This is a genomic window from Pelagicoccus sp. SDUM812005, assembly GCF_031127875.1.
GTDB lineage: Bacteria > Verrucomicrobiota > Verrucomicrobiia > Opitutales > Opitutaceae > Pelagicoccus.
The window spans coordinates 18,330-30,791 of record NZ_JARXIA010000017.1 but is presented as its reverse complement, the minus strand read 5'-3'; the positions used below and the strand labels follow the sequence as shown (position 1 = coordinate 30,791).

Annotated in this window: 7 protein-coding genes; 4 read left to right on the top strand and 3 right to left on the bottom strand. The window is 57.2% G+C overall.

Going from position 1 to position 12,462, the window contains the following annotated elements; translation table 11 throughout:
- Positions 1-14 precede the first annotated feature (14 nt).
- Positions 15-530, bottom strand: a complete 516-nt coding sequence (locus tag QEH57_RS18170) for an adenine phosphoribosyltransferase (RefSeq protein ID WP_309008196.1) — start codon at positions 528-530, stop codon at positions 15-17.
- A gap of 514 nt (positions 531-1,044) precedes the next feature.
- On the opposite strand from QEH57_RS18170, the gene QEH57_RS18165 reads away from it, so the two are divergent.
- Positions 1,045-6,042 carry a glycosyl hydrolase 115 family protein gene (locus QEH57_RS18165; RefSeq protein WP_309008195.1) on the top strand — a complete coding sequence of 1,666 codons (4,998 nt, stop codon included), beginning with the start codon at positions 1,045-1,047 and terminating at the stop codon, positions 6,040-6,042.
- 195 nt (positions 6,043-6,237) lie between these two features.
- The gene (locus QEH57_RS18160) at positions 6,238-6,849 is read left to right on the top strand and encodes a sigma-70 family RNA polymerase sigma factor (protein ID WP_309008194.1); all 612 of its coding nucleotides are present in this window, start codon (positions 6,238-6,240) and stop codon (positions 6,847-6,849) included.
- Positions 6,850-6,953: 104 nt separating this feature from the next.
- Here the strand turns inward: QEH57_RS18160 and QEH57_RS18155 are convergent, their stop codons facing one another.
- On the bottom strand, positions 6,954-8,606 hold the full coding sequence (locus QEH57_RS18155) for a hypothetical protein (RefSeq protein ID WP_309008193.1): 1,653 nt from the start codon (positions 8,604-8,606) through the stop codon (positions 6,954-6,956).
- A 298-nt stretch (positions 8,607-8,904) separates the two neighbouring features.
- Here QEH57_RS18155 and QEH57_RS18150 point away from each other — a divergent pair, with 298 nt between their 5' ends.
- Positions 8,905-9,942, top strand: a complete 1,038-nt coding sequence (locus tag QEH57_RS18150; protein ID WP_309008192.1) for a nitric oxide synthase oxygenase — start codon at positions 8,905-8,907, stop codon at positions 9,940-9,942.
- Between the two features lie 160 nt (positions 9,943-10,102).
- Positions 10,103-11,992 carry a heparinase II/III family protein gene (locus QEH57_RS18145; protein WP_309008191.1) on the top strand — a complete coding sequence of 630 codons (1,890 nt, stop codon included), beginning with the start codon at positions 10,103-10,105 and terminating at the stop codon, positions 11,990-11,992.
- A 15-nt stretch (positions 11,993-12,007) separates the two neighbouring features.
- Here QEH57_RS18145 and QEH57_RS18140 read toward each other — a convergent pair whose 3' ends face one another.
- Positions 12,008-12,442, bottom strand: coding sequence for a hypothetical protein (locus tag QEH57_RS18140; protein ID WP_309008190.1), 435 nt, complete (start codon positions 12,440-12,442; stop codon positions 12,008-12,010).
- Positions 12,443-12,462: the final 20 nt, after the last annotated feature.

Sequence of the window (12,462 nt, the reverse complement as noted above, 5' to 3'; positions counted from 1 at the left end):
TGCGGCCGTGTCGGCTAGTAGTGGAAGACGGAGTGGATGGGGACGGCGGGGAGCTTTTGGCGTCCGTTGAGGGCGTCGAGTTCCATGAGGAAAACGAGCGCTTCGATGCTTACGGAGAAGTGGCTTTGGATCAGCTTGAGGGCGGCTCCGACGGTGCCGCCGGTCGCGAGGACGTCGTCGACGATCAAGATCCGCTGGCCGTCCTGGAAGGCGTCGCGGCTGATCTCCAGGATGCTTGATCCGTACTCCAGCTCGTATTCCTGGGCGTGGGGTTCGTGGGGGAGCTTGCCGGCCTTGCGTACGAGTACGGTTCCGGCGCCGAGGGCGTAGGCGAGGGCGGAGGCGAGTACGAAACCGCGGGCTTCGATGCCGACCACCACGTCGATCTGGGAGTCGGCGTAGCGGGCCTTGAGCTGATCGATCAAGGCTGCGAAGGCAGGACCGTGGGCGAGCAAGGGGGTGAAGTCGCGAAAGAGGATTCCAGGCTTGGGGAAGTCGGGGGTGGTGCGGATGTAAGATTCGATGTCCATAGCGGTTACTGGGAAGATGAAGGAATCTAGGGCCTACGCGGCAAAGGTCAAAGGGCGAAATTCGTTGATTGCGAGGGAAGGCAGCGATTCTTTTTTTGAGCCCTGCGGCAGCGGTGCGTCGCGGCACTTCGAGTGGGCTTGAACGAAACGGAGCTTTATTCTGTGTTCGTCGTGTGGATACCGATAGCGGGCGCTTGATGAGGAAGCGCGTGGGGGCTTGGTTCAATTTCCCCCCTTTGGGGGATGGCCAGGGGAGGCACGAGTTGATATAACCGATGCTAGGATTTCGAATTTATCCCTTTCAGTACCCTAGCCTGCGTTTCTCCGTACCTATAGTCTTCAACTGTGCCCTGAAATTGAATACGAAACACACTGCGATTTCAGGTGTCTACAGCTGACGGTTAGGATCTCGGAGGCTCGCGTAATACCCTTCTTGGAGATCGGCTTTCGATAATCCAAGTACTCAACCCTATACTATCCGCGGAGGCTTGATGCCATCGCCGCGACCCTACCCATGAAACGATTGTCGACCCTTATTCTACCGGCATTACTTGTGCCATTCGCGCATGCAGCCCCGCTACCTATTGTTAATGGAGGATTTGAGATAGGGTCCGATGGTACTTCAAGTAAAGCGCCGATCTCCGGTTGGACCGATGGAGGTGCCAGCTCTGGGTTTTGGCTTCAAGACGGTTCGGGAGGTGGATCCTTTCCGCAGGATCCGAACGAGCCTCAAGCTGGAGAACTTTATCTATCGGGCAATCGTCTGGCCGGTGGAGCTGGCTCCCAGCCAAGCAGCTCTAGCCTTTCTCAAGTGGTTGCCATCGACTCGGCGGATTTGCCGCTGGTTGCCGAGGGAAAAGCCGCTCTTAGCCTGAGCTTTTACTACCACGATACTGACGACAATGATTCAGCAGTGGTAGATGTCGAATTCCTCGACGCGACCTCCGAATCCCTAGGAACGGCTTCGAGTGGTGGGCTTGGGAATGTGGCTTCTAACGGCACTTCCTACAACTCTACCACAGCTCCTTGGACTGAGGTGTTGATCGAGGAGAATCTGCCAGTTGGTACGCATTCGATTCGAATTGTCATATCTACGAATCGAGTTGGGGGATCTGCGACCAACGTGCATTTTGATTCGTTCAGCGGCGAAGTGGTCACGGCCTCTGGCTATTTGCCGATCGTCAACGGCGATTTCGAAACGGGTGACGATGGTACTTCCAGCAAGTCACCGATCGCAGGTTGGTCCGACGACGGTGGCAGCGCTGGATTCTGGCTACAAGATGGGCTTGATGGCGGATCCTTTCCGCAGGATCCGAGCGAACCGCAGGGAGGATCGCTGTACCTGACGGCGAATCGTCTCGCGGGTGGCGCTGGTTCTCAGCCAAGTGATTCGACCCTTTCTCAGACTGTAGCGGTGAATCCGCGGATCCTTGGCCTGATTCAAGCGGGTGAGGCTGCAATCAACCTTTCGTTTTACTATCAGGATACGGATCAGAATGATGCCAGCAGCATAAGTATTGAGTTTTTGGATGCGGCTCTGGAGTTGATCGGATCAGATTCAACGGGTGAGCTTGTAAATGTCGCCAATAACGGAACCGCTTATGACCCAAGCTCTGCACCCTGGACATTTGTTGAACTAAAAGCTCTTCTGCCAGCCGCTACGGAATCTGTCCGCATCAGTATTTCGACGAGTCGCTCAGGTGGCTCGGCGACGAATGTACACTTCGACTCTTTTGTTGGTTGGATCGTCAGGGCGGACGACTTGGGGCCGCTTGAAGACGCGGAATCGGCTTACCGTTCAGCGAATCCCTGGGTAGCGTACGATGGAGCGACCCCTCCTGCTATTCCCGGGGGAGAATATTTCACGATTCCTTTTATGGGCGTTTCGGAAACTGTAAGCGCCGGATCCCTTATGATAGCCGGCAACGGGCAGGCCGCTACGATCCACTACAGCGACACAGATGCTGCGGTGGTGGGCATCGCGGCTGAAGCGCTCGCGGATGATATCGAGCGTGTTACAGGGATCGCCGCAGCCGTGTCCACTGCAGCTCCCTCTGCATCTGAGGTTATTTTGCTGGGAACTGTCGGATCGAGTCCGCTGATCGACTCTCTGGTGAGCGATGGAAAGATCGACGTATCTGCAATCCAAGGAAAATGGGAGGCGTATACTGCTGCCGTCGTAGAAAATCCACTACAGGGAGTGAGTCGAGCTCTCGTTATCGCAGGCAGCGATCGCCGCGGTACCGCTTTTGGCGTGTTCGCGCTTTCCGAGTCGATGGGAGTGTCGCCGTGGTATTTCTGGGGCGACGTTCCCACTGCTCAAAAGTCAGCCCTTTATATCGCGGGTAGCCACACGCAGCCGTCTCCAGGAGTCAAATACAGAGGTATCTTCCTTAACGACGAGGATTGGGGGCTTCAGCCTTGGGCGGCCAACACTTTTGAGCCGGAAGTCGGAAACATAGGTCCGAAAACCTATTCCACCATTTACGAGCTACTGTTGCGTTTGCATTCCAATGTCATTTGGCCGGCGATGCACGAGTACCCGGTCATGACGACTCCATTCTATGAGGTCCCCGGTAACATGGAAGCTGCGGACGACTACGCGATTGTGATCAGTACCTCGCACCACGAGCCGATGTTGCGAAACAGTCACGAGTACAATGAAAGCGAGCGAGGTAGCTACAACTACTGGAGCAACCGATCGAATATCTATGACTTCTGGGAAGAGCGGGTCATTGAGACTGCGGATACTGAAGCAATCTATACCATAGGGATGCGTGGGCGCACGGACGCAGGCATGCTCGCTCCAGCTGGCACGACCGATGCGCAAAAGGCTCAGAAGATCCAAGACGAGATCATTCCGGACCAGCGTCAGATGATAAGCGATTACGTAAACAAGAACGCTGCGGAAATGCCGCAGATATTCATACCGTACAAGGAAACGCTGGTGCAATACCAATCCGGCTTGGAGCTCCCAGACGATGTAACGATTCTCTGGCCCGACGACAACCATGGGTACATTCGTCAGCTTTCGACTACCCAAGAGCAGGCCCGATCCGGTGGTTCCGGGGTCTACTATCACCTTTCTTATTGGGGAGTACCGACGAGTTATCTTTGGCTCTGCACGACTCCGCCAGGCATGACACGATCCGAGATGATCAAGGCATGGGACTTCGAGGCGAAGAACATGTGGTTGGTCAACGTGGGAGACCTTAAGCCTCACGAAATAGGGACGGACTTCTTCTTGCGTATGGCGCGCAACCCGGAGGCCTTCCGTGAATTCGACCAGCGCGCTTACCTAAGCCAATGGGCGGCGCGTGTCTTTGGCTCTACTCATGCGGATGCGATTGCAGACGTGCTGGAAGATTACTATCATCTCAACATCGTCAAGCGTCCCGAACATCTCAACCGCAATGATAGTGGCTTTAGCCATACGGAGAATGGCGACGAGGCGGGGCGGCGCTTGGAGGACTTCTCCGCTCTTGCCGAGGCAGCTGAGGAAATCTATAGCCAGTTGCCAGCTGAGGATAAGGCGGCTTTCTACGCTATGGTTCTGTATCCGGTGAAAGGGTCTAACTTTGTGAACCGTCGCGTGCTTCTCGCGGAGCGAAGTCGACTCTGGGCGAGCCAAGGGCGAGCTGGCACCGCTGAGCTCGCTGCCGCTGCTGAGGCCGCGCACGCTGCCTTGCTTGCTGAAACGGAATTCTATAACAAAACCAATGCTGATGGAAAGTGGGATTACATGTTGAACCCCATGGATATTTCTCAGCTTCCAGGTTGGGCGCAGGAGACGCAAAACGCGTTTATCATGCCCAGCACCGGCAGCTATACGCCAGCCGCGGAAGCCGGGCTTGGCGTGGCTATCGAGGGGGAGGAATCGCCACTTGAAGAGGGGATTGCGGGTGAGCTTCCTAAGATCGCGCGTCATGCCGATGTAGAGCGTTTCGTCGACGTCTATAATAAAGGGGCAGGATCGTTCGCTTGGACAGCAACAGCCAGCGCTCCATGGATTAAGCTCAGCCAAACATCCGGAGACGCGGATGCAAGAATCATGGTAGGCGTCGATTGGACCCAGGCACCGCGCGGTTACGCGATACCGGGCCAAATTACGATAGCAGGGGCTGGAGAAACGCGTACGGTGAATGTTCGTGCCTTCTATCCGCAGGGCCTTGACCTCGGGACCTTGCCGGCGGCAGTCGAAGCGGATGCGAAGGTTGTCATCGAGGCAGAAGATTATACAGCTCGCCGGGACGACTCAGACGGTATTGCGTGGACGCGGGTAGACGGTGCGACCGCTTCGCGCGACGGCATGACTATTCTACCTGTGACAGCAGCGAGCCTTGATCCAGAGAACCTTCCGGCAGATGCTGCTTCGCTTACTTACGAATTCTTTGCGTTCAGTACAGGGCAGGTAGAAATCCGAACGGAGTGCTTGCCGACGCATCGTATCACAGCGGATCACGCGGGGTTGCGTTATGCCATTTCGCTGAACGGCGGACCAGTGCAGGTCACCGATGTGAATGCGGCTGAATATTCTGCGGCTTGGAATGCCAATACGTTACGGGCTGCGTCTTATGGAATCTCCAAGCATGAGATTGCTCAGGCGGGTCTGCAGACGATCCAGATTTGGATGGTTGACGCCGGCGTAGTTCTGGACCGTCTAGTCGTAGATTTCGACTCTAGTTTATTCGAGGCAGAAAGCCTAAGTGTCCAGGATACGAATACGTCGGTAATTCAGTTCACCGATGGTCCGGCGAGTGGTGGCGGTGGTTTGCATATGCAGTCTACAGCTGTGGGGCAATACGCGAGTTTTGCTGTTCCATCCCTTGCAGCGGGAGATTATCAGCTTTCCATGCGTACCAAGAAGTGGGGAAGCCGTGGGATCGTCCAACTCGCGATCGCAGAGAATCCAGAGGGGCCGTTTACAGATGTGGGCGATGAGATTGACCTCTACAGTTCTTCAGGTGTCTACGAAAACATTGATCCCTTGGCTGTTCATTTTGACAGCTCGGGGACCAAGTACGTCCGAATAACTGTGGTTGGTAAGAATGTCGCGGCCAGCAACTATTGGGTATTGCTAGACCTTATAGAGTTCGAGCCGGTGTTAATGGTGAGCGATCAGCCTATCCGCAATTGGCGTATGGCGTATTTCGGAACCTTCGAAGCCATAGGCGAGGCAAGCGATAGCGCCGACCCCGATGCGGACGGGATCGTGAACCTGATGGAGTACGCCACCGGATCCTATCCAACCCTGTCTAGCCAGCCACCATTTACCGAAAACTACGCGGACGGGCGACTTCATATGAGCTTCAATCGAGTTAAGGCAGCCACAGATATCGTATACCGTGTGCTGGCGGGTAGCGACTTGCCCTTGCTCTCTCCGATATGGAGTAGCGAGGATAATGCGTATCCGCAAACCGAATCACCGATGGTGGAAGAATCGGTTACGGACTCGGAAACGGTGCTTGATGCGGAGCGCCGCTTCATGAGGCTCGAAGTTGAGTTGTTGTAATGAATTGTTTGTAGCTCTGACCAGTCACCCGTGCGGAAGGTTCGTGACGTTTCGCAGGGTGGCTGGAATCAGCTATAGTGAATATACCGTTTAAATTCGGTAAAGTGGTATGTCTTAGAGGGTTCTGAGGTACTTTGGGCTCAGGGTAGGGATACTGTCTTAGAATTGTTTTGGTTTTTTCGATTGTTTTGTATTATGGTTCGTGTCTTTGAGGAATACGACTCTGGGCTTGAGGATGAATTGGAGCCCACGCTGGAGGATTTGCTCGTTCGGATGGGCGATAGTGACGAATCTGCTTTCGAGATGTTTTATCACCGCATTCGCCCCTATGGAATGAAGGTGATCCTAGATGTCGTGCAGGATTTCGGAAAGGCAGAAGAAGTATATAACGACGCGATGCTGAAGTTGTACCGTTACAGTTCGGCTTTCGACGAAAGTAACGGTGCCGCTTTGCCGTTGTTTAAAGTGATCGCTAAAAGAACAGCCATCGATCGGATTAGAGGGCGTCGAATCGTATGTTTCGCCGCGGATCCGCACGAACTGCGGAACGGGCAGCCTATGTGGGAGTCGTGTCGCTCGCCGGATGCAGAGGCTCTGCTCGCGTCGGATATTCAGAATTTGGAGGATTCGATCGGAAGGCTTAGTCCTGCCTTAAAGCGACCCATAAAGATGTCTTTCGAGACCGGTATGAGCTATTCCGAGATCGCTCGAGAGCTTAAGTTGCCTTTGGGAAGCGTGAAAACGTCCATGCGCAGAGGGATTATAGCGTTGCGGGACCTGGGAATGAGGCGTGTCTCTGCCACTTAAGTGGGCTCGTCGATTTGGAAGCGGGTAAGATCTGCGTCCTTGAGCGAGTCGTGAACCCTTCGGTGTATCCGAAAACAGAGTACACAACGAGACGATGAGGTTCCTTAGCGTTTGCGGGTGACGACTTTCACTTTTTTGAAGGGCACGGGGTTGTCGCTGATGCGGAGGCTTTTGCCGCTAGCGGTGGTGACGTCTCTCAGCAGCACTTTTCGGGGCCGAACGTAGGGGTAGGCTTCTTGGAAGCTTTCGTCGGTCATATCGGGAGTGAAATCGCTGAAGATGGCGGGACCGTGGTAGGGATCGGGGTGGTTGGAGTCGTCGATGAAAAGGTTTTCGATGAGGATCTTTTCGGGCAGGTAGCAGGTGTAGCCGAAGTCGTGCAGGGTGGAGTTGCGTCCGCCGATCAGGTTGGCGCTGATGGGCCTGCCGTTGGCGGGGACGAAGCGACAGTCGCGGATGATGAGGGTGCCTTGCCAGGTGCTTCCGTAGTCCGGTCGCAGGTTGATGAGGGAGTAGCCGTGCACGGTTGAGTCTTCTAGGGTGAAGGTTCCGCTGCCGATGGCGTTGATGCCCATGTGCCCGAGGGTGGAGTTGCGGATGGTGGCGTTGGCGACTCCCATGTGGGCGTCGAAGCGGGAGAGGGTGCAGCCGTCGTAGAGGAGGTTCTTGGAGAAGTTCGATCCCATGATGCCCCAGTAGGTGCGATCGTGGATGTCGTTGGTCTGGCTGCAATTTACGAAAGAGACGTTGAGGGAGCGGTTCACGAGGATGTCGTAGCTGCCCATCCTTACCGGTTTGCCGGCGGAGCCGATGGTGGTGTAGGTCTTCCGTCCGGTTAGGAGGGCGTTCTTAACCGTGACGTAGGCAGCGTCGCGGATGGCGATGAAGCCGCCGTAGGGGGCGCCATGCTCGCCCTCGCCGGTGACGTGGTGCTGTAGTCCGTCTACCACTACATTGGAGCGGGTGATGGTGAGGTTGCGGCTGTAGTAGGTGTACTTGGATTCGGCTTGGTTGGCGATGGTGGTGAAAATCCCGCCGGCGATGGTGAGCGTCGTTTCGTCGATAGGGATGGCGGTGGCTTCGGTGATCTGGTCGAAGTCCCAGATGATAGGGGCCTTGGGATCGAGCTTGCCGTTCTTGTCGACGACGAAGATGTCGGTTTGGGCGGCCCCGTTGTTTTGGTTTAGACCGAAGCGGATGTAGCGCTTGGTGTGGGCGTCGGTGACGGTGATGAGGCTGGGCCCGGGCGCCTTGATGCGCTTTTGGTTGCGGCGCAGGGAGCTTAGGCCTTCGAGCGGGAAGGGCTTCAGGCGGGAGGTGACTTCGAAGACGGGCGCGGTGCGATCCTCGACGGCGGTGTCGTCGATGATGAAGGAGGCGTTGCCGAAGTCGGTGTCGGTTTGGATGATGGCGGTGCGGTTCTTGCCTCCGATGTAGTAGGTTGCGTCGTCGTCGGCTTTGACGGGGAGCTGATGTTGGTTGGCGTAGGCGTGGGTGGCGGCGATGGCGTTGGCATCGTCGGTGGCGCCGTCGCCGAGGGCCCCGAAGTCGCGGTAGCTGACGTGTCCGGTTTTCGCGAAGGCGTCGGCGTCGGATTGGGAGACCGTGAGCAGCAGGCTGCCGTCGGGCTGTTCCGTCAGCTCGGTTTCATCGCTGGAAAGGGCGATCGTAACCGACGCGCTTGCGGGTTCGTCTGCGTTCGCGAGGAAGGCGAAGAGAAGGCAGGTCAGGGTGGCGGTCCACTTGATTGGGTTCATTTTCTTCTTTCGGGTAAGGACGTTTGCTTTCGAGGGTTGTTGATGATGCGTCTAGCGCAAGGGCTGAGGCATTTCACGTTCGGGCTCGGTGTTTATTCAGTCAGGAATCGGATTGAGCTCCTTGGTCTGGCTTCTTCGGGGGCTGCAATCAAAAGCGGCTGCGATTTCTGGTAAAACGGACGGGTGGTGGTCGAGGGAGCGGATGCTGTGAAATGCAATTTTCGGGAAAGGGAGATGCGGTTTTCTTTTGCCAAGGTGAGCCCGGGGGCTTGTTTCGTTCGTCTTTCCGATGCGAGACATGAGTAGCCAAGCAGCCCTGGAGGCGGTAGAGATTAGACAAAAGGCCCGCGAGGCGTGGCGCAATAGCGCACGGTGCATCGGTAGGGCGATGTGGGAGGGGCTGGAGCTACTGGACGCTCGAGGAGCATGCGGGCACGACGAGATTTTCGAAGCCTGCTTGCGGCATTTGCACTACTCCACCAACGAGGGGCGAATTCGCTCCACCATTACCGTCTTTGATCCTGTACCGCGGGGGCAGCGAGGGATTCGCATCTGGAACAGCCAATTGGTGCGGTACGCGGGCTACCCGCTCGGTGACGGGGAGGTTCTGGGCGATCCGGCTCAGCTCGAGCTGACGCGTCGACTGAGGGACTTGGGGTGGACGCCTCCGTCCCAGCCCAGCGCCTTCGATATTTTGCCGCTGGCGATCGAGGTTCCCTCGCTTGGGGTTAAGTTGTTCGAGATCCCCCGGAAAAGTGTATTTGAGGTGCGAATACGTCATCCGAAGTACGAATGGTTCGAGAAGTTGGGGTTGCGTTGGCATGCCTTGCCGGCGATCGCGGACATGGCGTTGGTATTCGACGACTGGAAGTTTTCTGCGGCGCCCTTCAGTGGCCACTACATGGTAACGGAGATTGCCGTGAGGAATTTCGGGGACAGGGAGCGCTACAACATGCTTCCTGCGATTGCGGAAGGGCTGGGGCTTTCGACTCGGGATAGGACGTCGTTTTGGCGGGATCGGGCTTTGGTGGAGCTCTGCGCGGCAGTGATGTACTCGTTCAAGGAGGCAGGTGTGGCTATGGTGGACCACCATACGGCGGCCCAGCAGTTTTCGAGTTTTGTGCAGAAGGAGGAATCCCTCGGCAGGTCGGTGCCGGGCGATTGGTCTTGGTTGGTTCCGCCGATGGCCGGTTCTACGATGGACTTGTATCACCGGGGCTACGACCCAAGCCGTCCGGAGCCGGCGTTCAAGTACCAGAAAGCGGCCTGGGAGCAGGCTGTGGCCGGAGCCTCCATTGCGGCGGGGAAGTGCCCTTTTCATTCGGGGAGGGGATAGTCGCTCCGCGAGTTTAGCGAGCAGAAGCGGCGGGGCTTTGGGGAAATCCAGGTGGGCTGCCGCGTTTTCTATTTAGGCATGGCCCGGCGCGTGCGCAAGATGCGGGGGCGGGGCTAGGTTTTCGGCTTCGTTTTGACCCGTCTTCTAACCCCTTTGCTGTATGTTTGCGTATCGCTCCCTCTCTCGTCGTTTGTTGTGTATGGCCGCCATCGTGGTTCCTGTCGCGTGCTCTGTGGCCCAGAGCGGGTCGCCGGAACCGCAAGGGCGGGTAGATGTGGCTTGGTTGGAGCAACGCCTGCAGGCCCAACGTCCGCGGCTGCTTTGGCAGGAGGGCTTGGAGGATCGAGTGCGAGAGCGGATCGCGGTGGACCCTGTGGTCCGGCGTTACAGCGAGGCGATATTCGAGCAGGCTGACGCCGTCTTGCAGCTTCCGGTTTTGGAGCGAAAGGTGACGGGGCGCCGCTTGCTGGACGTGTCGCGGGCCGCCTTGAAGCGGACGACCTTCTTGGCCTTTGCGTGGCGGATGTCGGGGGATCGCGCCTACTTGGAGCGGCTGGAGGAGTGCTTGGTGGCGGTATCCCGGTTCAGCGACTGGAATCCGTCGCACTTCCTCGACGTGGCGGAAATGGCTCTTGGGGTGTCCCTGGCCTTGGACTGGGCGGGCGAGGCAATGGACTCGGACGTTCGCGCCTTGGCGGAAGCGGCGCTGTACGAGAAGGCGTTGGCGGTTTCGATGGAGGCGGATTTGCAGTACGTTTTCCGTCGGCCCAATAACTGGAACCAAGTCTGCAACGCGGGGATCGTCGCGGCTGCGATCCAGCTCGCGGAGACGTATCCGGAAGAGGCTGCCGCGGCGATCGAACGCATGCGGGAGAATCTCCATCTGGCTCTCGAAACCTATGCTCCGGACGGGGCGTATGTGGAGGGGCCGATGTATTGGAATTATGGAACAAGCTTCAATGCGGTCTTGCTCGACGTTTTGGATACGGCATTGGGTACGACCTTCGACTTGGAGCAGGCTCCGGGATTTATGGAGAGCGCGGACTTCGTGCTGCAGATGAAGGCTCCGAGCGGGTTCTACTACAACTACTACGACTGTTTCTTGCGCTCGAACTACATGGGCGGCCTGCTGTGGTTCGCGAAGGAGACGGGCAATCGTCTCTATGCCCAGCCAGAGCACATGATGGCGGAGGTGAACTGGAGCTATGGCTTGGACGACGTGCTGGATCGTTTGCTGGTGGTGGAGCTGTTGTGGCTGCTGGATATCGAGCCCGGTCCGGCAAAGCCCTTGGCTAACAACTGGGTGGCGAACGGCGAAAATCCGGTAGGCGTGCTCCGGTCGTCCTTCGAGGACAAGGATGCCCTGTACCTCGCCTTCAAGGGAGGCCGTGCCGATAACGCCCATGGCAACATGGATGGCGGAGCCTTCGTCTTCGAGCTCGACGGAGTGCGTTGGGCTATCGACTTGGGCAACCAAGCCTACCATGAGCTGGAAGAATATTATAAAAGGGTGGGAGGTAGCCTGTGGGCGAGGGCGCAGGATAGCGCTCGTTGGGGATTGCTATCCAAGAACAATTTCGGGCACAGCACCGTAACGGTCAACGAGGCCCTGCATCAGGTGTCGGGAATGGTGGATGTGGCGTCGTTCGACGCGGAACGAGGAACCGCCACGCTCGACATGGGCGCCCTTTATGGAGACAAGGTGAAGAGCGCGCGTCGCTCGTTTCGTACGCTGGGAAAGCGGAGCCTAGAGATTCGGGATCGGGTCGAGGTGAACGAGGCGACGGAGCGTATCCGCTGGCAAATGACAACTCAGGCGAGTTTGTTGGAGACGAAGGAGGGACTCCTCCTGAAACGGGATGGGGAGGAGCTGAGCCTGGCGATCCTTTCCCCGGAAGGCTTGCGGGCGTCGGTGACCTCGCTAGAACTGCCGCTGCACCCCATGGACAAGACTCTGCCGGGCTTGAAGCGAATCGATTTGGTCGTGCCCGCCCACCTCGCGCAGGACGGCGTAGTGGAAATCGTGGTACGCTTGAGCGGGAACGAGTAGCGGCCTTGCGGGGCCTTAGCTGGGGGCGGAAGCCTCTTGCAGCTCCCGCAGGGATTCGCGGGTTCTGTTGAGTTCGGCAGATCCGTAAGCGATCCGGCTAACGCCCCAAATGATCGGTATGGCGAGCCAAAGGATGATGTATCCAGAAAAGAGGAGGACGGCGAGCTGGATCAGGCAGCCGCCTATGAGGAATGCCCATCCTTCCTTTCTCGCTCCGCGGGCCTTTTTCTCGCGGGAGCGGAGTTTGACCTCGGCTAGCTTGCGCTCGAAGACGGGGTCTTCTTGAGGTGCGGTAGGTTCGCGAAAGGGAGCGGCGGAGATTTCGATTTCCTTGTGTAGTGGAAATTTAACTTCAGCCTTGCGGAGGGCTTCCGCTTCGGAGTCGGCCTGGATTTCCTTGTATTGGATGCTGTCGAGTTTGGTGAGGATTTTTAAGTGGTAGGTATTCATGGGGGCAGGGGAAGGGGGGA

Excerpts from the sequence above, each read along its gene's own strand:
- QEH57_RS18170 (WP_309008196.1), bottom strand. The coding sequence starts at position 530 with ATGGACATCGAATCTTACATCCGCACCACCCCCGACTTCCCCAAGCCT.
- QEH57_RS18165 (WP_309008195.1), top strand. The coding sequence starts at position 1,045 with ATGAAACGATTGTCGACCCTTATTCTACCGGCATTACTTGTGCCATTC.
- QEH57_RS18160 (WP_309008194.1), top strand. The coding sequence starts at position 6,238 with ATGGTTCGTGTCTTTGAGGAATACGACTCTGGGCTTGAGGATGAATTG.
- QEH57_RS18155 (WP_309008193.1), bottom strand. The coding sequence starts at position 8,606 with ATGAACCCAATCAAGTGGACCGCCACCCTGACCTGCCTTCTCTTCGCC.
- QEH57_RS18150 (WP_309008192.1), top strand. The coding sequence starts at position 8,905 with ATGAGTAGCCAAGCAGCCCTGGAGGCGGTAGAGATTAGACAAAAGGCC.
- QEH57_RS18145 (WP_309008191.1), top strand. The coding sequence starts at position 10,103 with ATGTTTGCGTATCGCTCCCTCTCTCGTCGTTTGTTGTGTATGGCCGCC.
- QEH57_RS18140 (WP_309008190.1), bottom strand. The coding sequence starts at position 12,442 with ATGAATACCTACCACTTAAAAATCCTCACCAAACTCGACAGCATCCAA.